The following is a 25,429-nucleotide window of genomic DNA, read 5'->3' as shown; positions in this document are numbered from 1 at the left end:
GCGTGGATCCTCCTCCGAAGCAGACAACACCTCCGCAAGCGCACGCGTCAGGCGGGTTCGGCGGCGCGGTGCAGGACGGCTTCCGCGAGGGCCCGGATGCCGAGGCCCACGTCGCCTTCTGAGACGGCTTCGTCGGGGTGGTGGCTGATGCCGTCGGGATTGCGCAGGAACAGCATCCCGACGTCTGTGATCGACCCGATCGCCATGCCGTCGTGCCCCGCGGGGCTGAAGAGGGTCGCGGGGTCTTCGCGCCCCGAGGCTGCGGGCGCCCCGGCGGTGAGAGAGGGCGTCGCGACGGTCGACAGGATGCCCTCGCGCAGGACGTCCTGCAGGAGCGGTGCGCAGAACACGGCGGGCGCGCTGTGCACTTCGCGGGCGGTCCAGCGCAGGTGGCGGCGGCCCATGATGTCGTCGAGCTCGCGCGAGATCGCGTCCCACACGCGGTCCCGCGCACCGTCGAACTCTCCGCGCAGGTCGAGGCTGAACCGCGCTTCGCCCGGCACGATGTTGACCGCTCCCGGAAAGGCCTCGAGCTGCCCGACGGTGCCGATGATGTGGTGCTCGGCCCGGCACAGGCGCTCGACGGCGAGCGCCGACTCGGAGGCGCCGAGCAGCGCGTCGCGGCGCATGTCGTAGGGCGTGCCGCCCGCGTGGCGTGCCTCGCCCTCGACGACGAGCTGGAAGCGCCGGGCCGACGCGATCGAGGAGACGACGGCGAGGGATTCGCCGCGGCGGTCGAGCTCGGGACCCTGCTCGATGTGCGCCTCGAGATAGGCGACGAGCTCGGAGGGGCGCCGGGCCGCTTCGCCGATGCGTCCGGGGTCCAGGCCGAAGTCGAGGAACGCTTCGCGGACGGTCGTCCCCTCGGCATCCGTGAGCGTCCACCAGGCGTCATCCCACTGGCCCGCGACGGCGGACGACCCGAGCAAGGCCTTGCCGAACCGCGTCCCCTCCTCGTCCGAGAAGGCGATGACCTCGAGGGCGAACGGCAGGGGCGAGACCCATCCCCCGTCGGCGCCCGGCGCGCGCAGCAGACGCACGACCTCGAGCCCCATGAGCACGCCCGCGATGCCGTCGTAGCGGCCCGCGTCGGGGACGGTGTCGAGGTGCGACCCGATCACGAGGGCGGGGGCCTCGGGCGGCCCGAGCCTGCCTACCTGGTTGCCCGCGGCATCCTGTCTCGTCGTCATGCCGGCCTCGCGCATCCACTCCGCCGCGAGGCGGTTGACCCGCGCATGCTCGGGCGAGAGGTACACGCGCTCGATGCGGCCGGGCGTCGAGGTGACGTGGGCGAGCTCGTCGCAGCGCGCCATGACCCGCCGGGCCGCCGTCGCGACCTCGTCGGGGGTGGCGCCCAGGCGCGTGGTCATGCGGATCGCGCCCGCCGATCGGTCATGCCGCGCCCGCGTACACGCCGGCCGCGGCCTCGACCCCGCCGCCGGTCGGCACGACGGCGCCGAAGCGCGCGAGCACCGCTTCGAGCGCTGCGAGGGTCGTGAGCACGGCATCCTTCCGCGCGTTGTAGCCCATCGTGCCGATGCGCCACACGCGGCCGTGGAGGGGTCCGAACGACGTGCCGATCTCGATGCCGAAGTCCTCGAGCAGCGCCGCGCGGGCGGCGTCGCCCGGCACGCCCTCGGGGATCTCGACCGCGACGACGTTGTTCATCTTGTGCGCGACGTCGCCGAAGACGGCGAGGCCGAGCGCCTCGACGCCGGCGAGCATCGCCGATCCGGCGATGCGGTGGCGTTCGATGACGGCATCCCGCCCCTCGAGCAGCAGCACGCGCGCGCACTCGCGGGCGCCGTAGAGCATCGACGTCGCCTCGGTGTGGTGGTTGAGGCGGCGCGGACCCCAGTAGTCGAGGATCATGCCGAGGTCGAAGTAGTTCGACCGCACGAAGTCGGGCGCCGACGGATCGCCCGGCTCGCGGATGCCGGCCTCGATCTTCTTGCGCGACTGCACGAGGGCCACGGCACGGTCCGAGAGCGTGATCGGAGCAGACCCCGACGGGCCGCCGAGGCACTTCTGCAGGCCCGCCGTCGCGGCATCCAGTCCCCACTCGTCGGCCTCGAAGGCGTTGCCGCCCAGCGTCGCCGTCGCATCCGTGTAGAACAGCACGCCGTGCTTCGCGCAGATCGCGCCGAGCTCGTCGAGCGGCTGGTTCATCGTCGTCGAGGTGTCGCCCTGCACGATCGCGAGCACCGCGGGCCGGACCCGCTCGATGGCCTCCTCGATCGCCGAGGGCGTGAACACCTGGCCCCACGCCGTCCCGATCGTGTGCACCTCCGCCATCGCGCGCTCGGCGATCTCGGCGAGCAGGTGCCCGAAGCGCCCGAAGACCGGCACGAGCACGCGGTCGCCGGGACGGATCAGCGACACGAGCGCCGCCTCGATGCCGGCGCGCGACGTGCCGTCCACGAGCAGCGTCGCGTCGTTCGCGGTCGACCAGACCCCACGGTAGAGCTCCTGCGTCTGCGCCATCGCCGTCGTCATGAAGGGGTCGTACTGCCCGACGAGCGGCGCCGACATCGCCCGCAGCACGCTCGGGTACGCCGAGATCGGGCCCGGCCCCATCAACAGGCGCGTAGGCGGATCGATCGGTCCCGGAATCGTGGTCATGAGATCTCGTCCTCTCGGTGGCGCTGGCTCGCCTGCGGCGCCGCCGCATCCGCCCCGTCCAGGCGGGGTGCCCCGCACGTCACGACTCGAGCCACGGGTCGGCGACGATCCGGGCGAGGCGGCGCGCGAGGCGGACGAGGGCGATGTCGGTCCCGGCGCGCGAGACGAGGCACACGCCCACGGGCGCGGGGCCGAGCCGCGACGACACCGTCAGCAGGGGCACCGAGACGGCCGGCAGGCCTCCGACGGCGGCGGGCGTCGTCATCCGGAGCGTCGCCTGGCGGATCGCGTCGACGGACGCGCCGTCGTGCGTGCGCAGCGGCGCGGGCCCCGGCAGGGTCGGCATGATGAGCACGCCGTTGCCGACGAGTGACTGCACGTGCTCGCGCAGCGGATCGAGGGCGCGTCGAGCGGATGCCTCTGCCTCGGCCGTCACCCCGGCCGCGAAGCGGAAGCGCTCGGCGACGGCGGTGCCGACGGCATCCGGATGCGCTGTGACCCAGTCGCCGTTGCTGCGCCACGCCTCGGCGGCCTGCACGGTGCGGAAGGGCTCGAAGTAGTCGTCGAGACTGCCGAGCGGCACGCGCGCGAAGACCGGCGGATCGTCGGATGCCGCGACCCGCGCGAGCAGCGCGTCGAAGGCCGCGCGGGTGTCGGGTTCGACCGAAGCCAGCACCTCTTCGGGCACGAACAGGCGCCACGGCAGGTCGGCCCCGGACTCGCCGTAGACGCTCTCGGTCGATTCGGATCCGTCGTAGCTGAGGCACCACTCCGCGACCCGCTGCAGCGTCGCGCCGTCGCGCGTGAGCCAGCCGACCGTGTCGAACGACTGCGCGAGGGGCAGCAGACCCTGCCGCGGCACGAGTCCGTGGGTCGTCCGCAGCCCCCACAGCCCCTGGTACGACGCCGGCACGCGGATCGACCCCGCGGTATCGGTCGCGAGCCCGATCTCGGCCTGCCCGCTCGCGACGGCCGAGGCCGGTCCGCTCGAGGATCCTCCGGGGAGCGCACCGGGGAGCGCGCCGTTGGGCGGAGTGCCGTAGTGGGCGTTGTCGCCCGCGATGCTGTACGCGAACTCGTCGGTGCGGGCGATGCCGCGCAGCGACGCCCCACCGCGCAGCAGGTCGCCGACGGCCGGTGCCGTCGTCGTCTCGGCGCGCGCCTCGGCGAGATAGGTCGGATTGCCCGCGCCGATGCGGTAGCCCTTGATCGCGAAAAGATCCTTGACCGCGACGGTCAGCCCCGCGAGCGGACCCTCCCACGCACCCTGGTACAGCGGATCGCCGACCGTCCGCCACACGGAGCGGTCCAGGGCCTGCGCGCGCGGCGTGACGTGGGCCGCCGTGATGAGCCAGCGGGCGCCGATCCGCTCCCACAGCTGCGTCTGCAGACCGGTCCCGCCGCCGTGATACCGCGAGACCGAGACGATGAGCGCGGCATCCTCGCTCAGCGGACGGTACTCGACGCGCTCGATCGTGCGCGGCGGCACCCCGCCCCGCACGCTGCGGAACGCGCTGATCGCCTCGTGCCCCACGAGCAGGCCAGCGCCGTCGCCGCGGATCGTGTCGGGACCCGGCGCGAACGCCGCGTCGAGGGCGTCGAGGTCGTTCGAGAGGATCGCCCGCTCGTAGTCCTCGAACGCCGTGAACAGGTCGTCGGGCAGCGCGTGCGCGTCGCTCATGCGGCACCTCCTTCGCGCGTCACCGCGGCGAAGTCCGCTTCGCGGATGCGGGCATGGATGCCGCACACGATGTCGACGACCTGCGAGATGTCGAAGTCGGTCGCGGCGCTCAGGTACGCGTAGGCGAGGTGCTCGTCCATGCCCCAGCGGGCCGAGATGAGCTCGATCGCGGCGTGCACGCACTTGCGCATCGCGACGTTCAGGTCGGGGTCGAGTCCCGTCGGCACGAGGAACTCGGAGGTTTGCACGAGCGGACCCGCGACATCCCCGAACTCGGCGAGCGCCTCGGCGCGGGGCACGACGTCGAACCGCAGCGTCGCACGCAGCGACGCCTCGAGCGCCGTCAGCGCGACCTCGCCGTCACCCTGCGCGAAGTGCGGGTCTCCCACATAGGCGAGGGCGCCGGGCACCTGGACGGGAAGGTAGAGAACCGTCCCCTCGACGAGCAGCTTGATGTCGATGTTGCCGCCGTGCGACCCGGGCGGCACCGAGTGCGGCCGCTCGCCCCCCGCGACCGCGACCCCCATCGTGCCGAGGAACGGCGCGAGCGGGAACTCGACGATGCGCTGCCCTCCGTGCGTGAGCGGCAGCACTCCCACCAGGCCGCTCTCGCGCCGCTCGACGGGCGTGAAGACGCTCACGCTCCCCTCCGACCGCGGCAGCACGCCGACGAGCGCGCCTTTGCCGTGCCGGTTCGAGATGACGCCGTACGGCACGCGCGGCACGAGCCGCTCGACCGTGATCTTGAGCAGGTCGCCCGGCTCGGCGCCCGCCACGAAGACCGGGCCCGTCACGATGTGCGGGCCGTCGGCCGCGGGGTCGCGCGCGAGGGTCGCGGCGAGCTGCACGGCATCCGAGAGGACGGATGCCGCCTCCACGCCGCGCCCGCCGAAATACGCGAGCGGGTCCTTGCCCTGGTCCTCGAGGATGCCCTCGTGGCTCACAGTGTCGACCGTGACGGTCTCGCCCGCGGAGATCGTGAGGACCGCGGCATCCGTCCCGCACGGAAGCCGGCCCCACAGGACCGTCTCGGGCGTCGAGGGCAGGTAGTGGTCGCCAGGCACGTCGCCCGTGCCGGGCTGCAGGATCTCGACGGTCACGGCGCTCCTTCGTCGGGCGGTGGCGCCAGGATCTCACGGCCGCGGCGCGCGGCGACACCGCCGCGGTAGGCGAGCGCGCCGTGCACGTACGTCTCGGCGACGAGGCCGCGCAGCGTCGCGCCGTCCCACGGCGAGAGCTTGTTGCGGTACTCGAGGTCGGCCGCGCGCACCGTCCACGACTCGTGGGGACGGAAGTCGACGAGGTGCGCCGGCTCGCCGATCGCGATCGTGCCGCGCGTTCCGAGCCCCGCGATGCGGGCGGGTCCGGTAGTGAAGAGAGGAAGGATTCGCTCGAGACGGATGCCGCGTCCCCGCGCCGCCGTCCAGACCGCAGAGAGTCCCGTCTGCACGCCCGCGATGCCGCCCCACGCGAGTCCGAAGTCGCCGCCGCCCTGTTCCTTGAGCGCGCGCGTCGAGGGCGAGTGGTCGCTCACGATCGCGTCGATCGTGCCGTCGAGCACGCCGTCCCACAGCAGATCCTGGTTCGCGGCATCCCGGATCGGCGGACAGCATTTGAAGGTGCCCGCACCGTCCGGGACGTCTTCGGCGCGCAGGGTGAGGTAATGCGGGCACGTCTCGACCGTGAGCCGCACGCCGTCGGCCTTCGCGGCGCGGACGGCGTCGAGCGCCGTGCCGTCCGAGAGGTGCACGATGTGGGCGCGGGCGCCCGTGCGGCGGGATGCCTCGATGACGGCCTCGATCGCGGCAGCCTCGCTCTCGGGCGGGCGCGACGCGAGGAAGTCGGCGTAGTGGCGGCCGAGAGCGCCGTCGGCGTGCAGGTGCGCCGGGTCCTCGGCGTGGACGATCAGGACGCCGTCGAACTCCGCGATCTCGGCGAGCGCCGCCTCCAGCTGCGTCGGATCGAGGTGGCCGAACTCGTCGATTCCCGACGGCGCGAGGAAGCACTTGAACCCGACGACGCCGGCCGCCGCGAGCGCCCGCAGCGAGCCGAGGTTCTCGGGCACGGCTCCGCCCCAGTACCCGACGTCGACGGCGAGCTTGCCCGCGGCGGCGGCGCGCTTCGCGGCGAGCGCCTCGACGGTCGTCGTGACGGGCACCGAGTTGAGCGGCATGTCGAGCACCGTCGTGACGCCGCCGGCGGCCGCGGCGGCCGTGCCCGTCGCGAAGCCCTCCCACTCGGTGCGGCCCGGTTCGTCGAGGTGCACGTGCGAATCCACGAGGCCCGGCAGCAGCGCGGCGTCGCCCGGCAGGACGAGGTCGGCGGTGTCGTCGAACGGGTCGATCGCGGCGATCACGCCGTCGGCGATGCGGACCGTCGCAGGCGCCCAGCCGCCGTCGATGTACGCGCGTCGCGCGGCGATCGAGGCGGGACTCGCTGTCATGCGCTCACGCTAGCCCCGGCGCGTTTCCCGGGTGTTTCCGCGCTGCCGCAGGCTCCCGACCGGGTGAGGGCGGACCGGGGAACGTAATCCGCGGGAAACGCCCGCCCGGTAGCGTGACGCCATGGAGCTCGCCGAGTTCAACGCCCTCGACGCGGCAACGGCCGCCGAGACGATCGGCGTGTGGGCGGCGATCCCCGCATGGACGGATGCCGTCGCCTCCGGCCGCCCGTACGCCTCCGTCGACGCGCTCGCCTCGACCGCCGAAGCCGCCTCGGCCCGGTGGACCCGCGCCGACCTCGACGCGGCGCTCGCCCACCACCCCCGCATCGGGGAGCGGCCCGCCGGCACGGGTGCCGAGGCAGCGGCATCCCGTCGCGAACAGTCCTCGATGGCGACCGCCGACGGCGACGTCGCGGCGGCCATCGCGGCGGGCAACGCGGAGTACGAGCGGCGGTTCGGACGGGTCTTCCTCATCCGCGCCGCGGGGCGTGCGCCCGCCGAGATGCTCGCCGAGCTGCAGCGCAGACTCGGCAACGACGACAGGACCGAGGCATCCGAAGCCCTCGACCAGCTCGCGCAGATCGCGCTGCTGCGCCTGCGCGCGACCGTAACCGACGATGGGACCCCCGCATGAGCCACGTCACGACCCACGTCCTGGACGCCGCCACCGGAAAGCCGGCCGCCGGGGTCGGGATCGTGCTCGCGTCGGTCTCGGGCGATGCCGTCGTGACCGAGGCCGCCGGATCGATCGTCGCGCACGGCACGACGGATGCCGACGGCCGACTGTCGATCGGACCCGACCGGCTCGAGCCCGGCGACTACACCCTGACGTTCCTCACGGGCGAGTACTTCTCCGCGAGCGGCACCGAGACCTTCTACCCCTTCGTCACCGTGACCTTCATCGTCGAAGACGCGGCCGACGGCACGAGCCGGCACTGCCATGTGCCCCTGCTGCTCAGCCCGTTCGCGTATTCGACCTACAGAGGGAGCTAGTCATGGTGTCAGTGAGCCTCGGTGCCAACAAGTACGGCAAGGCCGAGAACCGCGTCGTGCGGATCGTCCGCGACACTCCGCGCCACGAGATCATCGACCTCAATGTGTCGTCGCAGCTGCGCGGGGCGGCGCTCGTCGACTCGTACCTCGAGGGCGACAACGCACTCGTCGTGGCGACCGACACGCAGAAGAACACGATCTTCGCGTTCGCGAAGGAGCACGGCATCGCCTCCCCCGAAGACTTCCTCCTGACGCTCTCGCGGCACTTCACGGGCGAGTTCGACTGGATCGAGGGCGGGCTCTGGCAGGCCGAGCAGTACGAGTGGGAGCGGATCGCGGTCGACGGCGCGCCCCACGACCATTCGTTCGTGCGCGCGGGCCGCGGCACCCGTCTCGCGGCGGTGCAGGTCGTCGACGGTGAGACGCACGTCACGGGCGGCGTCAAAGACCTCGTCGTGCTCAAGTCGACCGGCAGCGAGTTCGCGGGCTTCCCGCGCGACAAGTACACGACGCTCATCGAGACCGACGACCGCATCATGGCGACCTCGGTGACGGGCCGGTGGCGATTCATGCCCGAGGCCGTCGAGGCGGGCATCGACTACAACGGCCTGTACGCCGAGGTGTCGGCCGTCCTGCTGTCGACCTTCGCGACGGTGCATTCGCTCGCGCTGCAGCAGACCCTGTTCGAGATGGGCAAGGCCGCGATCGAGGCGCGACCCGAGATCGCCGAGGTGCGCTTCGCGATGCCCAACAAGCACCACTTCACGTACGACCTCGCGCCGTTCGGCCTCGAGAACCCGGGCGAGGTCTTCTACGCCGCCGACCGTCCCTACGGCCTCATCGAGGGCACGGTCGTCCGCGACGGAGCGGCGCCCGCCCCCGGCGCCTGGCTCGACCTCCCCACGTTCGTCTGAGGTCCCCTCCGCCCCGGGCTCGCCCGACCCGCGCCGAGCCCGCACGAATCACGGCACCCGGCCGGGGAGAGCCGTCATTCGCGCGGTGTCGGCACGGTCCGGGGCGCGAGGACCGGGGTCAGGGCTTGGGATCGAGGGATGCCTCGGCCGCGGCATCCCGAATCCGCTCCTGCTCGAGGTCGGGGTCGAGGGTCACGGGGATCAGGCCCGTCCCCTGCGCCTCGGGATGCACGAGCGCGACGGCCGCCGGCCCGCGGACGGCGTCGAACGCGTCGAGCGCCGGATCGTTCGCATGCTCGCGCCGCATCTCGTCGGAGTTGAGCAGGAGGTTGAGCAGGATCGCCGTGATCGCGCCCGCGCTGATGCCCGAGTCGAAGATGAGCGTGAACCACTCCGGGAACTGGTCGTAGATCGTCGGAGCGACGGTCGGCAGCAGGGCGACGCCGACCGAGATCGCGACGATCAGCACGTTCTTGTTGTTGAACTTCACCTTCGCGAGGGTGCGGATTCCGGATGCCGCAACCATGCCGAACAGCGCGATGCCGGCGCCGCCCAGCACGGCGCGGGGCACGCCCTCGACGACGGCGGAGATCTTCGGGATGAGGCCGAGGACGACGAGGATCGCGCCGGCGAGCGTCGCGACGTACCGCGAGCGGACACCCGTGAGCGAGACGAGCCCGACGTTCTGCGCGAACGCGGTGTACGGGAACGTGTTGAAGACGCCGCCGATGACCGTCCCGAGACCGTCGGCGCGCAGGCCGTCGGCGAGCTGGCGGCGGTCGACGGGCTTCTCGACGATCTCTCCGACGGCGATCATGTCGCCCGTCGTCTCGGTCATGATCACGATGCCGACGATGATCATCGACACGACCGACGCGACCTGGAACGTCGGCAGGCCGAAGTGGAAAGGCGTCACGAGTGCGAACCAGCCGGCCTCGTCGACGCCCGACCAGTCGACCATGCCGGGCACGAAGAGCGCCGCGATCGTGCCGAGCAGGAGTCCGAGCAGCACAGAGACGCGCTGAAGCGCGGGCGGCGCGAAGCGCTCGATCAGGACGATCAGCAGCAGCGTCCCGAAGGCGAAGGCGACGTTGATGGGCGGTGCGCCGTCCTGCGAGCCGTCGATGATCCAGCCCGCGGCGACGCGCATGAGCGACAGGCCGATGATCAGGATCACCGTGCCCGTCACGATCGGCGGGAAGAACCGCAGCAGCTGCGAGAAGAACGGCGCCACGATGATCATGAAGAGCCCGCACGCGATCGTCGCGCCGAACACCGCCTGGATGCCTTCGCTCTGCCCGATCGCGATCATGGGCCCGACGGCCGCGAAGGTGACGCCCTGCATGAGCGGCAGCCGCACGCCGAATCGCCAGAATCCGACCGACTGGATGATCGTCGCGATGCCCGCGACGAACAGGTCGGCGCTGATGAGGAACGCGAGGTCGCCCGCCGAGTAGCCGAGCGCTCCGCCGACGATGAGCGGCACCGCGACGGCGCCCGCGTACATCGCGAGCACGTGCTGCAGGCCCAGCGGGAACAGCCGCGCGAACGGGGGGATCCCGTCGACGGTGTTCTCGGATCTGCGTGCGGCCCGTCGCGCGGCCTTCGCGGCCGCGCGGGGCGATTGCTCCTTCTCGGTCGTGGTCATCTCGCGCTCCCTGCCTCCTGGGGCGCACGAGCGATCACGCGCCCCGCTGCCTTTCGGCCGACGCTAGAAGATCACGGGCGGGTTCGGGATGCCGCGCCCCCGACCTTCTCGGAGGTTTTACCGGCGGACACGAACCCGAAATGCGGCCACCGTCCGAGACCGCACAAATCACCTGTCCCCGGCCGGGGAAGGCGTCATCCGCGCGGTTTCGGCAAGCCGGACGGGGCGGGGCCGGGCGGGGCGGGGCGACCGGGTCAGGCGTGGAAGAGCGAGCGCACGTCGCCGACGAGGGCGCGGCCGCCGAGCGCGTCGAGCTCCATCAGCACCGCCGTGCCCACGACCGAGCCGCCGAGGGTCGCGACGAGCTCGTGCGCCGCCTGGATCGTGCCGCCCGTCGCCAGCACGTCGTCGACGAGCAGCACGCGGGCGCCCGCGAGGCCGTCGTCGTGCGCCTCGATCGTCGCGGTGCCGTACTCGAGGGCGTACGAGACGGATGCCGCGGGCCGGGGCAGCTTGCCGGCCTTGCGGATCGGCACGAGGCCGACGCCGGCCGCGATGGCCACGGCTCCCGCGAGCAGGAATCCGCGCGCCTCGATCCCGGCGACGACGTCGAATTCGCCCGCGAACGGCTCGATGAGCGCGTCGATGCACGTGCGGAAGGCCGCGGCATCCGCGAGCAGCGGCGTGATGTCGCGGAACAGCACGCCGGGCTCGGGGTAGTCCGGGATCGTGCGGATGAGGGATTCGGCGTGCGCGAGGTCGACGGAGGAGGCCACCGCGCCACTTTACAAGGACCACCTGGACGCTCGGAGGCAGAATGTAAGCGCTTGCATTACGCTGTACCAATGACTTCGCCCGAGACCGACCTCGTCGACGCGCCCGTGGCCGCCACCGGTTCCGAGTGGTGGCGCACCGCCGTCATCTACCAGATCTACCCCCGCTCCTTCTCCGACAGCTCGGGCGACGGGATCGGCGATCTGCCCGGCATCACGTCGCGTCTCGACGACCTCGAGACCCTCGGCGTCGATGCGCTGTGGCTCAGCCCGTTCCAGCGCTCGCCCCAGAAGGACGCCGGCTACGACGTCTCGGACTACTGCGACGTCGACCCTCTCTTCGGCACGCTCGCCGACTTCGACGACATGCTCGCGGGCGCGCACAGCCGCGGCATCCGGGTCATCGTCGACCTCGTCCCCAACCACTCCTCCGACCAGCACGTGTGGTTCCAGGAGGCCCTTGCGGCTGCGCCCGGCAGCCCCGAGCGCGCCCGCTACCTCTTCCGCGAGGGGCGCGGCCTCGACGGCGACGTGCCGCCGAACAACTGGGAGTCGGTCTTCGGCGGTCCCGCGTGGTCGCGCGTCGTCGAGGCCGACGGCTCGCTCGGGCAGTGGTACCTGCACCTCTTCGACTCGACGCAGCCCGACTTCGACTGGTCGAACCCCGTCGTGCGCGAGGAGTTCCGCCGCATCCTGCGCTTCTGGCTCGACCGCGGTGTCGACGGCTTCCGCGTCGACGTCGCGCACGGCCTCGTCAAGGCCGAGGGCCTGCCCGACCACACGCCCGACCCCGAGGGCGGCTCGATGGGCGGCGACGCCGCCGACGTCCCCTACTGGGGTCAGGAGGGCGTCCACGAGGTCTACCGCGACTGGCACGAGCTCGTCGCCGAGTACGAGGGCGACCGCGCCCTGTGTGCCGAGGCGTGGCTGCCCACCCCCGAGCGCACGGCGCTGTGGGTGCGTCCCGACGAGATGCACCAGGCGTTCAACTTCTCGTATCTGGAGACGCCGTGGGATGCCGCATCCCTCCGCGATGTCGTGACCAGCTCGCTGCGCGCCTACGGCGCCGTCGGCGCGCCGAGCACGTGGGTGCTGTCGAACCACGATGTCGTGCGGCACGCGTCGCGCCTCGCCCTGACCGCCGAGAACCCGCAGGGGCACGGCATCGGCCCGAACTCCCCCGGCAAGCCCGTCGCCGAGCTCGGCCTGCGGCGCGCCCGCGCCGCGACGACCCTCATGCTCGCGCTGCCGGGATCCGCCTACCTCTACCAGGGCGAGGAGCTCGGCCTTCCCGAGGTCATCGAGCTCGACGACCACGTGCGCCAGGATCCGACGTGGTTCCGCACGGGCGGCGAGCGCTACGGCCGCGACGGCTGCCGCGTGCCGATCCCCTGGTCGTCGGACGCCCCCGCCTACGGCTTCAGCCCGACGGGTGACTCTTGGCTGCCGCAGCCGGCGGAGTGGGCCGTGCTCGCGCGCGACGCGCAGCTCGCCGACGAGGCATCCACTCTCTCGCTGTATCGCTCACTGCTCGCGTCGCGCCGCGCGCGTCACCTCGGAGCGGGCGCGGTCGAGTGGATCGAGGGGCTCGGCGACGACGTCGTGGCGTTCCGCAACGGCACGGTGACGGTCGTGGCCAACACGGGTTCCACGGCCGTGGCGCTGCCGGACGGTATCGTGATCGCGTCGAGCGCGCCCGTCTTGGGAGGCACGCTGCCCGCCGACGCGGCGGTCTGGCTCGCCGACGACTGACGGACGAGCCGCTCGACGGCGACTGAGGATGGAGTGACCGCGTGGTCAGCATCGACGAGGTGGCCCGCGAGGCCGGCGTCTCGACGGCGACCGTCTCGCGCGCGCTGAGCGGCCGCGGACACGTCTCGGACCCGACCCGTGCGCGCGTCGAGGCGGCGGCCAAGTCGCTCGGCTACGTCGTGTCGTCGGCGGCGTCGAGCCTCGCGTCGGGGCGCACCCGCAACATCGGCGTGCTCGTGCCGTTCCTCGACCGCTGGTTCTTCTCGATGGTGCTGAGCGGCACCGCGACGGCGCTCCAGAAGCGCGGCTACGACATCACGCTCTACAACCTGACGGCCGACGCAGGCCAGCGCCGCGAGATCTTCGAGACGTTCCTGCGCCGGCAGCGCGTCGACGGCGTCATCGCGATCGCGATCGAGCTCGGCGAGGAGGAGACGGAGCGCCTCATCGAGCTCGACCTGCCCGTCATCGCGATCGGCGGACCGAACCCGCGGCTCACGACGCTCACGGTCGACGACGTCGCCGTCGCGCGGCTCGCGACCGAGCACCTCATCGCGCTGGGTCATCGCGCGATCGCCCACATCGGCGCGAGTCCCGAGTTCGACCTCGACTTCCACATTCCGACCCAGCGCCGGCAGGGATTCGAGCAGGCATTGGCGGATGCCGGCATCCCGCCCCGCCCCGAGCTGTACGAGCACGCGGACTTCACGATCGAGGGCGGCTTCCGCGCCGCGAAGCAGCTGCTCGGGCGCCCGCGCGCCCAGCCGTCGGCGATCTTCGCGGCGTCCGACGAGATGGCGATCGGCGCGCTGCTCGCAGCCCGCGAACTCGGCTACCGCGTGCCCGAGGATCTCTCGGTCGTCGGCATCGACGGACACGAGCTGGGCGCGTTCTTCCGGCTCACGACCGTCGACCAGTTCCCGCTGCGCCAGGGCGAGCGCGCCGCAGACGCGATCCTCGCCGAGCTCGACAGCCCCTCGGCCGACGGCCGCAACGCGCGCGCCGACCTCCCGTTCGAGCTCATCGTGCGCGGCTCGACGGCCCGCCTCCCCAGCCCCTGACGCCACGCGGCGACAGCGGAGGAACGTGCGGGCGGACCGCGCTTGCGAGCCCGTCGATAGGCTCGAACGCATGGCGATCGACCTCGAGGCTCTGTACATCGACCTGCACCGGCATCCCGAGCTGTCGTTCCAGGAGACCCGCACCGCGGGGATCGTGACGCAGAAGCTCGCCGAGCTCGGCCTCGCGTTCGAAGAGGGGGTCGGCCGGACGGGGGTCGCGACCTCGATCCCCAACGGCGACGGACCCGTCGTGTGGCTGCGCGCCGACATGGACGGCCTGCCCGTCGAGGAGCGCACGGGTCTCGCGTACGCCTCGACGGCGCGCGGCGTCGACCCCGCCGGCCAGGACGTCCCCGTCATGCACGCGTGCGGCCACGACATGCACGTCACGGCGCTGCTGGGTGCGCTCGAGCGACTCGTCGCGACCAAGGACGAATGGTCTGGAACGGTCGTGGCGGTCTTCCAGCCCGCCGAGGAGTACGGCGCCGGCGCGCAGGCGATGATCGCCGACGGAGTGCTCGACCGCTTCCCCAAGCCCGACATCGTGCTGGGGCAGCACCTCACGCCGCTCCCCGCCGGCACGATCGGCGTGCGCTCGGGCACCCAGATGGCGGCGTCCGACGGCATCACTGTGACCCTCCACGGCCGCGGCGGCCACGGGTCGCGTCCGCACGCGACGATCGACCCCGTCGTCATGGCCGCGGCGACCGTCATGCGCCTGCAGACGATCGTCTCGCGCGAGGTCGACCCGAGGGATGTCGCGGTCGTGACCGTCGGCTCGATCCACGCGGGTCTCAAGAACAACATCATCCCGGCCGAGGCGAAGCTCGAACTGAGCCTGCGCTACCCCGACGAGGTCGCCCGCGCACGCGTGCTCGAGAAGGTCGAGCGGATCGTGCGCGCCGAGGCCGCGGCATCCGGCGCCGAGCAGCATCCCGAGATCGTCGTCGACCACTCGCTCCCCCCGACGATCAACGACATCGACGCGACGGCGCGCCTGACGACGGCCTTCGACGCGGCGTTCGGCGCCGGCACGGTCGTGGACCCCGGGATGTTCACGGGCAGCGAGGATGTCTCGTGGTTCGCGCGCGAAGCGGGCGTCCCGCTCGTCTACTGGTTCTGGGGCGGCGTCGACCCGCAGAAGTTCGCCGACGCGATCGCGGGCGGCACGATCGAGCGCGACATCCCGACCAATCACTCGCCCTTCTTCGCGCCGGTCCTCCACCCGACGATCGAGCGCGGCGTCGACACCCTCGTGGTCGCGGCGCGGGAGTTCCTCGCGGCCTCCTGAGGCCTGTTCCGGCGCCCGCCACGTGCCGAGGGCGCCGTAAGGAAACCGTAAGGATGGCGTTCCCGATACGTCCTCCGACCGGGGGGAAGAGTAACATCGCCCGCCGTGACAACCGACGGACGCGAGCCGGGCGCAGCTGATTCCCCCATCGCGAAACGCATCCTCCTGGGCGAGCCCATCTCGTCCCAGGTGGCCGACGACCACCTGCTCCCGAAGAAGATGGCGCTGCCGATCTTCGCGTCGGACGCCCTGTCGTCGGTGGCCTACGCGCCGCAGGAACTCCTCATGATCCTGCTGACGGGCGGCCTGGCTTTCCTCGCGTTCAGCCCGTGGATCGCGGCCGCCGTCGTCGTGCTGCTGATCGTCGTCGTCATCAGCTACCGGCAGCTCATCAAGGCCTACCCGTCGGGCGGCGGCGACTACGAGGTGGCGCGCACCAACCTGGGCGAGGTGCCCGGCGTGGTCGTGGCATCCGCTCTGCTCGTCGACTACGTCCTGACGGTCGCGGTGTCGGTCTCATCGGGCGTCGACAACATCATCTCGGCGATACCCGTCCTCGCCCCCGGGCGGGTCGAGCTCGCCGTCGGGTTCGTCATCCTGATCATCGTCGTCAACCTGCGCGGGGTGCGCGAGGCGTCGCTGCTGTTCGCGATCCCGACCTACGTGTTCGTCGGCTCGGTCGCCGTCATGATCGTCGTCGGGCTCGCGCAGACGGCACTCGGCAACCCGCCCGTCGCATCGAGCGCCGAGTTCGCGGTGCAGGCCGAAGACCTCACGCAGGCCGCCGTCATCCTGCTCGTGCTGCGCGCGTTCTCGAGCGGATGTTCGGCGCTCACGGGCGTCGAGGCCGTCGCGAACGGAGTGCCGGCGTTCCGCAAGCCCAAGGTGCGCAACGCCCAGACGACGCTCGCCCTCATGGGCACGATCGCCGTCCTGCTGTTCGCGGGCCTCACGGCGCTCGCCCTCATCTCAGGCGTGCACTACGCCGAGAACCCGTGCAACCTCATCGGCTTCGACTGCGAGTCGATGGTGCAGCCGAGCCTCATGGCCCAGGTCGCCTCGGCGACGTTCGGCATGGGCTCGATCCCGTTCTTCATCATCCAGGCGGCGACGGCCGCGGTCCTGCTGCTCGCGGCCAACACGGCGTTCAACGGCTTCCCGCTGCTGGGCGCCGTCCTCGCGCGCGACGGCTACGCGCCCAAGGCCCTCAACACGCGCGGCGACCGGCTCGTCTTCTCGAACGGCATGATCATCCTGGGCATCGCCGCGATCGGCGTCATCGTGCTGTACCAGGCGAACCTCACGACGCTCATCCAGCTGTACATCATCGGCGTCTTCGTGTCGTTCTCGCTCGGCCAGATCGGCATGGTGCGGCACTGGCGCAAGATCCTGCGCGAGACGACCCGCACCGAGGCGAGACGGGATGCCGCGGCCGCCGCCGAGCGGCGCGCGACGATCAAGGGCCTCATCATCAACTCGATCGGCGCGAGCCTCACGGTCTTCGTCCTCGTGATCGTGACGATCACGAAGTTCACGCATGGCGCGTATCTCGTCTTCATCGCGATCCCGATCCTCGCGACGCTCATGATCGGCGTGAACCGGTACTACCGCGACGTCGAGCACGAGATCGAGATGGATGACGGCGAGCACTTCGGCGCCTCCGGCGACATCGCCCTCATCCTCGTCAACCGCCTGCAGAAGCCTGTCGCGAAGGCGATCGACTACGCCCTCGCCGCGAAGCACGACAAGACCGTGGCACTCCACGTCGCGGTCACGAAGCAGGAGGCCGAGGCGCTGCAGAAGCAATGGGAAGAGCACCGGATGCCGATCCCGCTCATCATCATCGAGTCGCCGTTCCGCACCTACGCGGGCCCCGTCGCGGAGTTCATCAAGCAGTACCGCGAGAAGCACGGCTCGACTGTTGTGACGGTCTACCTGCCGCAGTACATCGTCGGCCATTGGTGGGAGAGCCTCCTGCACAACCGCCGCGCGGGCCGCATCGGCCAGCAGCTCATGCTCATCCACGGCGTCACGATCGCGCTCGTGCCGTGGCTGCTGGACTCGTCCGAGCTCATCTACGGACGCCGTTCGCGGCCGGTGCCCGGCCAGGAGCGCGCCGGCCGCCCGTTCGAGGCCGTCCCCGAGGGGGCTCCGCCCGTCGAGCGGTCGAGCCTCGAGCGCCCCGACGAGATCTGAGCCCGCAGGGCCGCGAGGGTGAACGCGGGTGACAGCCGACGCGACCCGCACCGCCGGCACCCCGCGTAGCCTGGAAGGGTGACTTCGGCTCCCTCCACGACGGCACTCGACCCGCAGACCGTGCGCGGCGACTTCCCGATCCTGGCCACCCGCATCGGCGACAGCCCCCTCGTCTACCTCGACTCGGGGGCGACGAGCCAGAAGCCGCAGGCCGTCATCGACGCCGAGGTCGCGTTCCTGACGGGCTCGAACGCCGCCGTTCACCGCGGTGCCCACACCCTCGCGGCCGACGCGACGGAGCTGTACGAGGACGCGCGCGCCGTAGTCGCGGGCTTCGTCGGCGCCGAGCCCGAGCAGCTCGTGTGGACGAGCGGCGCGACGGCGGGGCTCAACCTCGTCGCCTACGCGATCGGCAATGCGACGCTCGGTCGCGGCGGGGCCGAGGCCCGGCGCTTCGCCCTCGCACCCGGCGACGAGATCGTCGTGACCGAGACCGAGCACCACGCGAACCTCATCCCGTGGCAGGAGCTTGCGTTCCGCACGGGAGCGGTGCTGCGGCACATCCCGGTGCAGGACGACGGGATGCTCGACCTCGAGGCCGCGGCATCCGTCATCGGCGACCGGACCCGCGTCGTCGCGTTCCCGCACGTCTCGAACGTGCTCGGCATCGTCAACCCCGTCGCCGAGCTCGTGGCGCTCGCGCGCGCGGCGGGCGCCCTCACGGTGCTCGACGCGTGCCAGTCGGCGCCCCACCTCGCGCTCGATCTGCCGGCGCTCGACGTCGACCTCGCGGTCTTCTCGGGGCACAAGATGCTCGGGCCGTACGGCATCGGCGGCCTCTACGGGCGCTCCGACGTGCTCGAGGCGCTGCCGCCGTTCCTCACGGGCGGCTCGATGATCACGACAGTGACGCTCGATGAAGCGTCCTACCTGCCGCCGCCGCAGCGCTTCGAAGCGGGCACGCAGCCCGTGTCGCAGGCGATCGGCCTCGCGGCCGCGGTCCGCTACCTCGACGAGGTCGGCATGGACGCCGTCCACGCGCACGAGCGCCTGCTCGAGCGCCGCCTGCGCGACGGGCTGCGGTCGGTCGACGGCATCCGCCTGCTCGGCGACGCGCCGGCCGGCGTGGACCGCGTCGCTCTGAGCGCCTTCGACGTCGACGGGGTCCACGCGCACGACGTGGGGCAGTTCCTCGACGCGCGCGGCATCGCGGTGCGCGTCGGCCACCACTGCGCGCAGCCGCTGCACCGGCGCTTCGGACTCACGGCGTCGGTGCGCGCAAGCGCCTCGCTGTTCACGACGGAGGACGAGATCGACACCTTCCTCGACGCCGTCTCGGGCGTCCGCGGCTACTTCGGGGTGGGCCGATGAGCGAGCTCGATTCGCTCTACCAGGAGCTCATCCTCGACCACTCGAAGCGCCGCGTCGGCTTCGGGCTCACCGACGAGCTCGTGGGCGTCGCGACCTCGCACCAGCACAACCCGATCTGCGGCGACGACATCACCCTGCGCGTGCACGTCGAGGGCGACGTCGTGCGCGACGTCACGTGGGAGGGCGCCGGCTGCGCCATCTCGCAGGCCTCCGCCTCGATGCTCGCCTCACTCGTCGCAGAAGAGGACGGGATGTCGCGGGCCGAGGCATCCGCTCTCGTCGAAGGATTCCGCGAGGCGCTGCGCTCGCGCGGCACGAAGCCGCTCGACGAGGAGATCTTCTCGGATGCCGCGGCCCTGAGCGGCGTCTCGCGCTACACGGCGCGCGTCAAGTGCGCGATGCTCGCGTGGGTCGCCTTCGAGGACGCCCTCGCCCGCGCCTGACTCCCGGCGGCGCCGACCCCGTCAGGGACGGCGGCGGCGCGGCATCCGGTATCGGCCTGAAACGACGCCGATCGCCCACTCGACGGGTCCCTTGCCGACGAACCGCCACCACAGGATGCCGGCCGCGCTGACGCCTCCGACGAGGATGAGCCATTCGAGCCAGCGGTTGTCGAAGCCGAGCGGCGTGGCCGCCATGATGGCGACGACGCCGACCTGCAGCACGTAGACCGAGAGCGCCACCGAGCCGAGCGCGCGGAACGGCACGAAGACCGCCCCGGTGATGCGCGCGGCACGCGGTGAGCGCACGGTCGCGAGCGCGACGACGGCGCTGTACGTCAGGAAGACGAGCCCGACGTCGTGCAGCGTGTCGAGCCAGCTGCCCGAGCGGGTCATCGCGATGTACGTCAGGGCGTCGGTGCCGAGGGCCGGCGCGACGACGTCGTAGAGCGGTCGCAGCGGATACGCGATGAGGGCTGCGCCGAAGATCCCGAGCAGCAGGGGGTCGCGCCGGAAGCCGTGGCGCAGCAGCGCCGCCCCGACGAGGAAGAACGGCAGCAGGTTCGTGACGCGGTAGTGGCTGTTCGTGAACATCCAGTCGACGGGCAGGAGCGCGAGCGGCACGTCGCCGCCCGCCGTGACGAGCGAGCCGACGAGCGCGTTGACGGGCTGGCTGAGGACGACGACGACCGCGGCGATCACGAGGATCGTGCGCGTCGACAGCAGCAGCAGCGGGGTGCCGATCATCAGGACGAGGCCGAGGAACGACAGGACGATCGCGATCCAGGATCCCCACGTGCTGAGCCACATCCCGAGCGCCACGAGGATGAGCCCGCGGATGAGGTTCTGACCCACGACGAGTGCGCGATTCGTGGCCAACGGCCCGGCGCGGCGCACGACGAGCGCCGTCGACATGCCCATGACGAGCGCGAACAGCGGCGATGCGAGGTCGTTGACGTTGCTCTGCACGAAGAGGACGGGGAAGGGCAGCGAGCGCACGAGCGGTGCGGCGTGGGCGATGAGCATCGCGAGGATCGCGATGCCGCGAAGGACGTCGGGCACGACGAGCCGGCCCGGCTGCGTGCGCGGTGCGACGGGCTCGACGACGGCTCCGAGGCGGTCGTCGCGGGCCGGCGCGGCGGCTGCGGCATCCCCCGTCGGGGCGGCCCTTCCGGCGTCGGCGTCCATGGCCCTCCTCGGCCCTCATCCTAGGGCGGGCCCACATCTCGACCGCCGCGCGCGGGGATGCCTTCAGCGTGCGGATGGCGTAGGGAAACCGGCCGCCGCCGTATGCGAATCGTGAGGACGCGCCCCGGGGAGCCCCCGGCCGAGTTGCATCGGATCCCGTGCCCCGGCACCCGCGCCACAGCCGTCGCGCGGACCCCGTCCCTTGAGGATCACCCATGCTCGATGTCGTCTACCTCGTCGCGACAGTGGCGCTCTTCGTGCTCGTCGCCCTCGTCGCCAAAGGGGTCGAGCAGGTGCTCTCGCGCCCGCGCGGCTCCGGCGTCCGCGGGGCGGCGGGCGGGCGGGAGCAGGCGTGATCGTCTTCTCGCTCCTCGCCGCAGTGCTCGGTCTCGCCGCCGTCGTCTACCTCGTCGTGGCCCTCGTGAATCCGGAGAGGTTCTGATGGACGCGTCGACAGGCTCGGCGACCGTCTGGAGCGGCATCCTTCAGGTCGCCTCCGTCGTCCTCCTGCTCGCCCTGCTGTACCGGCCGCTCGGTGACGCGATCGCTCGCATCTACACGAGCACGAAGGACTGGCGCGTCGAGCGCGGCTTCTACCGGGTCGTGGGCGTCGATCCCGCGTCGGAGCAGACCTGGCAGGCGTACACGCGCGGAGTCCTCGCGCTGTCGCTCGTCGGGGTGCTGTTCCTGTACGGCCTGCAGCGGCTGCAGGCCGTGCTGCCGTACGCGCTCGGCCTGCCGCCCGTCCCCGAGGGTCTCGCGTTCAACACAGCGGTGTCGTTCGTGACGAACACGAACTGGCAGTCGTACTCGCCCGAGGTGACGATGGGGTACACGGTGCAGCTCGCGGGTCTCGCGGTGCAGAACTTCGTCTCGGCCGCCGTCGGCATCGCCGTCGCCATCGCCCTCGTGCGGGGCTTCGCTCGGCGCGGTTCGGCCACGATCGGCAACTTCTGGGTCGACCTGGTGCGGGGCATCACGCGACTTCTCCTGCCCCTCGCGGTCGTCGCGGCGATCGCCCTGCTCGCCGCGGGCGTCATCCAGAACTTCACCGGCTTCATCGAGGTCTCGACCGTCACGGGCGGCACTCAGGTCATCCCGGGCGGACCCCTCGCGAGCCAGGAGGCCATCAAGGCGCTCGGCACCAACGGGGGCGGCTTCTTCAACGCCAACTCCGCGCATCCCTTCGAGAACCCGACGCCGTGGAGCAACGTCCTGCAGGTGCTGCTGATCCTCGCGATCCCGGTCGCGCTGCCGCGCGCCTTCGGCCGCATGGTCGGCGACGACCGTCAGGGCTGCGCGATCCTCGCCGTGATGTCGACGCTCGCGCTCGCGTCGATCGCCGCAGTGAGCTGGCTCGAATCGCTCGGCCTCGGAACGGCGCCGCAGCTCGCGGGAGCCGCGATGGAGGGCAAGGAGCAGCGCTTCGGCATCCTCGGCTCGGCGCTCTACGCCGGCGCGACGACCCTCACCTCGACCGGCGCCGTCAACTCGATGCACGACTCGTACACAGCGCTCGGCGGCATGGTGCCGATGGTCGACATGATGCTCGGCGAGGTCGCCCCCGGCGGTGTCGGTTCGGGACTGTACGGGATGCTGGTCCTCGCCGTCATCGCCGTGTTCGTCGGCGGACTCCTGGTCGGACGCACGCCCGAGTACCTCGGCAAGAAGATCGGTCCGACCGAGATCAAGCTCGCGAGCCTGTACATCCTCGTGACGCCGATCCTCGTGCTGAGCGGCACGGCGCTGAGCTTCGCGATCCCGGGCGTCCGAGCCGATGTCGAGGGCACCTCGATCCTCAACCCCGGCGTGCACGGACTGAGCGAGGTGCTCTACGCCTTCACGTCCGCCGCGAACAACAACGGCTCTGCGTTCGCGGGCCTCACAGCGAACACGGCATGGCTCAACACAGCGCTCGGCGTCGCGATGCTGCTCGGCCGCTTCATCCCGATCGTCCTGGCCCTCGCCCTCGCCGGCTCGCTCGCGGCGCAGGCGCACGTGCCCTCGACAGCGGGCACCCTGCCCACCCACCGCCCGCAGTTCGTGGGCCTCCTCACCGTCGTCGCCGTCGTGATCACGGCGCTCACCTACTTCCCCGTCCTCACGCTCGGTCCCCTCGCAGAAGGGCTCGTCTGACACATGTCCACCTCCCTCTCCCCCTCTCCGTCGACCGTCACCGGGCCGGTCCCCGGATCGATCGCCCCGAAGCCGCCCCGCACGGCCCGGGCCTTCGGCTGGACGCAGCTCGTGCAGGCGCTGCCCGGCGCTCTGCGCAAGCTCCATCCGGGCGCGCTGTGGCGCAATCCCGTCATGTTCCTCGTGTGGGTCGGCGCGGCCCTCACGACGCTGCTCGCGATCGCCGAGCCGTTCCTCGGCGCCGAGCCGAGCGGCGGCACGCCGACTCCGGCCGGCTTCACGTGGGCCATCGCGGTCTGGCTCTGGCTCACGGTGCTCTTCGCGAATCTCGCCGAGGCCGTCGCCGAGGGACGCGGCAAGGCTCAGGCCGCGTCGCTGCGCGAGACCCGCACCTCGACGATGGCTCACCTGGTCACCGACTACGACGAGGGGACGGATGCCGCAGCCGCCGCGGCCCCGACCGCTGAGGTCGCGTCCGCCGACCTCACGCTCGGCGATGTCGTCGTGATCTCGGCGGGCGAGCTCATCCCCGGCGACGGCGACATCGTCCACGGCATCGCGACGGTCGACGAGTCCGCGATCACGGGCGAGTCGGCTCCCGTCGTCCGCGAATCGGGCGGCGATCGCAGCGCCGTGACGGGCGGCACGCGGGTGCTCTCCGACCGCATCGTCGTGCGGATCACCTCGAAGCCGGGCGAGACGTTCGTCGACCGCATGATCGCCCTCGTCGAGGGGGCGAGCAGGCAGAAGACTCCGAACGAGATCGCGCTCGGCATCCTGCTCGCGAGCCTCTCGATCGTCTTCGTCATCGTCGTGCTGACGCTCAACCCGATCGCGTCGTATGCGGCGTCACCCGTCAGCATCGCGGTGCTCGTGGCGCTGCTCGTGTGCCTCATCCCGACGACGATCGGCGCGCTGCTCTCGGCGATCGGCATCGCGGGCATGGACCGCCTCGTGCAGCGCAACGTCCTCGCGATGTCGGGGCGGGCCGTCGAGGCGGCGGGCGATGTCACGACGCTCCTGCTCGACAAGACCGGCACGATCACCTACGGCAACCGCCGCGCCTCCGACTTCGTCGCGATCGGGGCGGTCGCCGAGACCGAGCCGGTCCCCGACGCCGGGCCGGTCCCCGAGCCCGTCGAGGGGTCGGCCGCCGACGAGCTCGCCCGCGCCGCGGCCCTGTCGTCGCTCGCCGACCCGACCCCCGAGGGCGTCTCGGTCGTCGAACTGGCGGCGGTGCGGGGCATCCGGGTCGCGCTTCCTTCCGATGCCGAGATCGTGCCGTTCACGGCCCAGACGCGCATGAGCGGACTCGATCTGGCCGACGGCACGCAGGTGCGCAAGGGCGCCGGGTCGGCCGTCCTCGCGTGGCTCGGTGCCGACGCGTCGGCCGAGCTGCGCGCCCGGGTCGCGGTCGAGACCGATGCGATCGCGCAGAGCGGCGGCACGCCGCTCGTGGTCGCCGTGCGGGACGCGCACGGGGCGGGCCGCGTCCTCGGGGTCGTGCACCTCAAGGACATCGTCAAGGCGGGCCTGCGCGAGCGGTTCTCCGAGCTGCGCGCGATGGGAATCCGGACCGTCATGATCACCGGCGACAACCCCCTCACGGCGCGCGCGATCGCGCACGAGGCGGGCGTCGACGACTATCTCGCGGAAGCGACTCCCGAAGACAAGCTCGCCCTCATCCGGCGCGAGCAGCAGGGGGGCGCGCTCGTCGCGATGACCGGCGACGGCACCAACGACGCGCCGGCGCTCGCGCAGGCCGACGTCGGGGTCGCGATGAACACGGGCACGTCGGCCGCGAAGGAGGCCGGCAACATGGTCGACCTCGACAGCGATCCCACGAAGCTCATCGACATCGTCCGCATCGGGAAGCAGCTGCTCATCACGCGCGGCGCCCTGACGACGTTCTCACTCGCGAACGACATCGCCAAGTACTTCGCGATCATCCCCGCGATGTTCATGGGCGTCTTCCCCGGACTCGCGGCGCTCAACGTCATGCATCTGAGCTCGCCCGCGTCGGCCGTGCTGAGCGCGATCATCTTCAACGCGATCGTCATCGTCCTGCTCATCCCCCTCGCGCTGCGCGGCGTCGCGTACCGCGCGGCGAGCGCCGAGTCGATCCTCAGCCGCAACCTGCTGATCTACGGCCTCGGCGGGCTCGTCGCGCCCTTCATCGGCATCAAGCTCATCGACCTCGTCGTCGGCATCATCCCGGGCTTCTGAGCCCGCCGAGGAGACATCATGTCCACCACCCGCACGACCCTCCGCACGACCGGCGTCGCGGTCCGCGCGATGCTCGTCTTCACGCTCGTCCTCGGCGTCGGCTACACGCTCGTCGTGACCGCCGTGGGCCAGCTCGTCCTGCCCTGGCAGGCGAACGGCTCACTCGTGACCGACGCGCAGGGAAAGACGGTCGGCAGCGCCCTCATCGGACAGGGATTCGTCGTCCCCGCGCCCGGGCGCGTGGGCCCGTCCGCAGGCGAGCCGGCGCCCGGATACTTCCAGTCCCGCCCCTCGGCAGCGGGCGCGGGGTATGACGGCGGTGCGTCGAGCGGCTCGAACCTCGGCCCCGAGAACGACGACCTCGTCGCGGCGATCGAGGAGCGCCAGGCCCGCATCGCGGCGCTCGAGGGGGTCCCGGTCTCTCAGATCCCCGCCGACGCCGTGACGGCCTCGGGCTCGGGCCTCGATCCCGACATCAGCCCCGCGTACGCCCTGCTGCAGGCGCCGCGCGTCGCGGCCGCGCGCGGGCTGTCCGAATCCGAGGTGCGCGACCTCGTCGAGGCGCACGTGCGGCAGCGCGACCTCGGCTTCCTCGGCGAGCCGCGCGTCAACGTGCTCGAGCTGAACCTCGCTCTCGATGCGCTCGGCTGACACGTCGTCCCCGACCCGCGAGACTTCACCTGTGTACGATTGC

General features: G+C 71.8%; 22 protein-coding genes. 14 read left to right on the top strand and 8 right to left on the bottom strand.

Annotation, left to right across the window (positions count from 1 at the left end; translation table 11 throughout):
• Nucleotides 1–47: 47 nt before the first annotated feature.
• The 5 genes from MJ607_RS13125 to allB form a co-directional block, all read right to left on the bottom strand.
• Nucleotides 48–1,370 carry an allantoate amidohydrolase gene (locus MJ607_RS13125; protein WP_243076042.1) on the bottom strand — a complete coding sequence of 441 codons (1,323 nt, stop codon included), beginning with the start codon at nucleotides 1,368–1,370 and terminating at the stop codon, nucleotides 48–50.
• 22 nt (nucleotides 1,371–1,392) lie between these two features.
• Entirely contained in the window at nucleotides 1,393–2,622 is a 1,230-nt protein-coding gene (locus MJ607_RS13120; RefSeq protein WP_243076041.1) for an alanine--glyoxylate aminotransferase family protein, read from the bottom strand.
• A gap of 79 nt (nucleotides 2,623–2,701) precedes the next feature.
• Nucleotides 2,702–4,303, bottom strand: a complete 1,602-nt coding sequence (locus tag MJ607_RS13115; protein WP_243076040.1) for an AtzH-like domain-containing protein — start codon at nucleotides 4,301–4,303, stop codon at nucleotides 2,702–2,704.
• Complete coding sequence (locus MJ607_RS13110) at nucleotides 4,300–5,403, bottom strand: acetamidase/formamidase family protein (RefSeq protein WP_243076039.1); 1,104 nt, start codon at nucleotides 5,401–5,403, stop codon at nucleotides 4,300–4,302. Before MJ607_RS13110 ends, MJ607_RS13115 begins: the two co-directional genes overlap by 4 nt.
• Entirely contained in the window at nucleotides 5,400–6,746 is a 1,347-nt protein-coding gene (gene allB, locus MJ607_RS13105) for an allantoinase AllB (protein WP_243076038.1), read from the bottom strand. Before allB ends, MJ607_RS13110 begins: the two co-directional genes overlap by 4 nt.
• A 121-nt stretch (nucleotides 6,747–6,867) precedes the next feature.
• On the opposite strand from allB, the gene uraD reads away from it, so the two are divergent.
• From uraD to pucL, 3 genes are read left to right on the top strand one after another with little or no spacing between them, the layout of a single operon-like run.
• Complete coding sequence (gene uraD / locus MJ607_RS13100; RefSeq protein ID WP_243076037.1) at nucleotides 6,868–7,380, top strand: 2-oxo-4-hydroxy-4-carboxy-5-ureidoimidazoline decarboxylase; 513 nt, start codon at nucleotides 6,868–6,870, stop codon at nucleotides 7,378–7,380.
• Nucleotides 7,377–7,739, top strand: a complete 363-nt coding sequence (uraH, locus tag MJ607_RS13095) for a hydroxyisourate hydrolase (protein ID WP_243076036.1) — start codon at nucleotides 7,377–7,379, stop codon at nucleotides 7,737–7,739. The genes uraD and uraH overlap by 4 nt, the downstream gene beginning before the upstream one ends.
• A 2-nt stretch (nucleotides 7,740–7,741) precedes the next feature.
• Entirely contained in the window at nucleotides 7,742–8,653 is a 912-nt protein-coding gene (gene pucL / locus MJ607_RS13090; protein WP_243076035.1) for a factor-independent urate hydroxylase, read from the top strand.
• Nucleotides 8,654–8,771: 118 nt separating this feature from the next.
• On the opposite strand, the gene MJ607_RS13085 is transcribed toward pucL, so the two are convergent.
• Together MJ607_RS13085 and MJ607_RS13080 are read right to left on the bottom strand one after the other, a co-directional pair.
• Entirely contained in the window at nucleotides 8,772–10,301 is a 1,530-nt protein-coding gene (locus MJ607_RS13085; RefSeq protein ID WP_243076034.1) for a nucleobase:cation symporter-2 family protein, read from the bottom strand.
• Nucleotides 10,302–10,555: 254 nt separating this feature from the next.
• Nucleotides 10,556–11,077, bottom strand: coding sequence for an adenine phosphoribosyltransferase (locus tag MJ607_RS13080; protein WP_243076033.1), 522 nt, complete (start codon nucleotides 11,075–11,077; stop codon nucleotides 10,556–10,558).
• A 69-nt stretch (nucleotides 11,078–11,146) separates the two neighbouring features.
• Here MJ607_RS13080 and MJ607_RS13075 point away from each other — a divergent pair, with 69 nt between their 5' ends.
• From MJ607_RS13075 to sufU, 6 genes are all read left to right on the top strand, one after another.
• Entirely contained in the window at nucleotides 11,147–12,826 is a 1,680-nt protein-coding gene (locus MJ607_RS13075) for a glycoside hydrolase family 13 protein (protein WP_243076032.1), read from the top strand.
• Nucleotides 12,827–12,867: 41 nt separating this feature from the next.
• A complete protein-coding gene (locus MJ607_RS13070; protein WP_243076031.1) occupies nucleotides 12,868–13,887 on the top strand; it encodes a LacI family DNA-binding transcriptional regulator in 1,020 nt (339 codons plus the stop codon).
• A 70-nt stretch (nucleotides 13,888–13,957) separates the two neighbouring features.
• Nucleotides 13,958–15,178: an amidohydrolase gene (locus tag MJ607_RS13065; protein WP_243076030.1), complete on the top strand. Its 1,221-nt coding sequence runs from the start codon at nucleotides 13,958–13,960 to the stop codon at nucleotides 15,176–15,178.
• Nucleotides 15,179–15,397: 219 nt separating this feature from the next.
• Complete coding sequence (locus MJ607_RS13060) at nucleotides 15,398–17,374, top strand: APC family permease (RefSeq protein ID WP_243076261.1); 1,977 nt, start codon at nucleotides 15,398–15,400, stop codon at nucleotides 17,372–17,374.
• A 78-nt stretch (nucleotides 17,375–17,452) separates the two neighbouring features.
• Nucleotides 17,453–18,745 carry an aminotransferase class V-fold PLP-dependent enzyme gene (locus tag MJ607_RS13055; RefSeq protein ID WP_243076029.1) on the top strand — a complete coding sequence of 431 codons (1,293 nt, stop codon included), beginning with the start codon at nucleotides 17,453–17,455 and terminating at the stop codon, nucleotides 18,743–18,745.
• Nucleotides 18,742–19,188, top strand: coding sequence for a Fe-S cluster assembly sulfur transfer protein SufU (gene sufU, locus MJ607_RS13050; protein ID WP_243076028.1), 447 nt, complete (start codon nucleotides 18,742–18,744; stop codon nucleotides 19,186–19,188). Before MJ607_RS13055 ends, sufU begins: the two co-directional genes overlap by 4 nt.
• 21 nt (nucleotides 19,189–19,209) lie before the next feature.
• Here sufU and MJ607_RS13045 read toward each other — a convergent pair whose 3' ends face one another.
• Complete coding sequence (locus tag MJ607_RS13045) at nucleotides 19,210–20,373, bottom strand: heparan-alpha-glucosaminide N-acetyltransferase domain-containing protein (RefSeq protein ID WP_243076027.1); 1,164 nt, start codon at nucleotides 20,371–20,373, stop codon at nucleotides 19,210–19,212.
• A gap of 215 nt (nucleotides 20,374–20,588) precedes the next feature.
• On the opposite strand from MJ607_RS13045, the gene MJ607_RS13040 reads away from it, so the two are divergent.
• The 5 genes from MJ607_RS13040 to kdpC are packed head-to-tail and all read left to right on the top strand — an operon-like array spanning nucleotide 20,589 to nucleotide 25,386.
• Entirely contained in the window at nucleotides 20,589–20,729 is a 141-nt protein-coding gene (locus tag MJ607_RS13040; RefSeq protein WP_243076026.1) for a hypothetical protein, read from the top strand.
• Nucleotides 20,726–20,815: a potassium-transporting ATPase subunit F gene (locus MJ607_RS13035; protein ID WP_243076025.1), complete on the top strand. Its 90-nt coding sequence runs from the start codon at nucleotides 20,726–20,728 to the stop codon at nucleotides 20,813–20,815. Before MJ607_RS13040 ends, MJ607_RS13035 begins: the two co-directional genes overlap by 4 nt.
• A complete protein-coding gene (gene kdpA / locus MJ607_RS13030) occupies nucleotides 20,815–22,509 on the top strand; it encodes a potassium-transporting ATPase subunit KdpA (protein ID WP_243076024.1) in 1,695 nt (564 codons plus the stop codon). The genes MJ607_RS13035 and kdpA overlap by 1 nt, the downstream gene beginning before the upstream one ends.
• A gap of 3 nt (nucleotides 22,510–22,512) precedes the next feature.
• A complete protein-coding gene (kdpB, locus tag MJ607_RS13025) occupies nucleotides 22,513–24,735 on the top strand; it encodes a potassium-transporting ATPase subunit KdpB (protein WP_243076023.1) in 2,223 nt (740 codons plus the stop codon).
• Between the two features lie 18 nt (nucleotides 24,736–24,753).
• Nucleotides 24,754–25,386 carry a potassium-transporting ATPase subunit KdpC gene (kdpC, locus tag MJ607_RS13020; protein ID WP_243076022.1) on the top strand — a complete coding sequence of 211 codons (633 nt, stop codon included), beginning with the start codon at nucleotides 24,754–24,756 and terminating at the stop codon, nucleotides 25,384–25,386.
• Nucleotides 25,387–25,429 lie beyond the last annotated feature (43 nt).

The organism is Microbacterium sp. SS28 (assembly GCF_022761035.1).
Lineage (GTDB): Bacteria > Actinomycetota > Actinomycetes > Actinomycetales > Microbacteriaceae > Microbacterium.
This window is presented reverse-complemented; position numbering and strand designations above follow the sequence as displayed.

Coding starts and splice junctions, on each gene's coding strand:
- MJ607_RS13125 (WP_243076042.1), bottom strand. CDS start 1,370: ATGACCACGCGCCTGGGCGCCACCCCCGACGAGGTCGCGACGGCGGCC.
- MJ607_RS13120 (WP_243076041.1), bottom strand. CDS start 2,622: ATGACCACGATTCCGGGACCGATCGATCCGCCTACGCGCCTGTTGATG.
- MJ607_RS13115 (WP_243076040.1), bottom strand. CDS start 4,303: ATGAGCGACGCGCACGCGCTGCCCGACGACCTGTTCACGGCGTTCGAG.
- allB (WP_243076038.1), bottom strand. CDS start 6,746: ATGACAGCGAGTCCCGCCTCGATCGCCGCGCGACGCGCGTACATCGAC.
- uraD (WP_243076037.1), top strand. CDS start 6,868: ATGGAGCTCGCCGAGTTCAACGCCCTCGACGCGGCAACGGCCGCCGAG.
- uraH (WP_243076036.1), top strand. CDS start 7,377: ATGAGCCACGTCACGACCCACGTCCTGGACGCCGCCACCGGAAAGCCG.
- pucL (WP_243076035.1), top strand. CDS start 7,742: ATGGTGTCAGTGAGCCTCGGTGCCAACAAGTACGGCAAGGCCGAGAAC.
- MJ607_RS13085 (WP_243076034.1), bottom strand. CDS start 10,301: ATGACCACGACCGAGAAGGAGCAATCGCCCCGCGCGGCCGCGAAGGCC.
- MJ607_RS13075 (WP_243076032.1), top strand. CDS start 11,147: ATGACTTCGCCCGAGACCGACCTCGTCGACGCGCCCGTGGCCGCCACC.
- MJ607_RS13065 (WP_243076030.1), top strand. CDS start 13,958: ATGGCGATCGACCTCGAGGCTCTGTACATCGACCTGCACCGGCATCCC.
- MJ607_RS13060 (WP_243076261.1), top strand. CDS start 15,398: ATGGCGCTGCCGATCTTCGCGTCGGACGCCCTGTCGTCGGTGGCCTAC.
- sufU (WP_243076028.1), top strand. CDS start 18,742: ATGAGCGAGCTCGATTCGCTCTACCAGGAGCTCATCCTCGACCACTCG.
- MJ607_RS13045 (WP_243076027.1), bottom strand. CDS start 20,373: ATGGACGCCGACGCCGGAAGGGCCGCCCCGACGGGGGATGCCGCAGCC.
- MJ607_RS13040 (WP_243076026.1), top strand. CDS start 20,589: ATGCTCGATGTCGTCTACCTCGTCGCGACAGTGGCGCTCTTCGTGCTC.
- kdpA (WP_243076024.1), top strand. CDS start 20,815: ATGGACGCGTCGACAGGCTCGGCGACCGTCTGGAGCGGCATCCTTCAG.
- kdpB (WP_243076023.1), top strand. CDS start 22,513: ATGTCCACCTCCCTCTCCCCCTCTCCGTCGACCGTCACCGGGCCGGTC.
- kdpC (WP_243076022.1), top strand. CDS start 24,754: ATGTCCACCACCCGCACGACCCTCCGCACGACCGGCGTCGCGGTCCGC.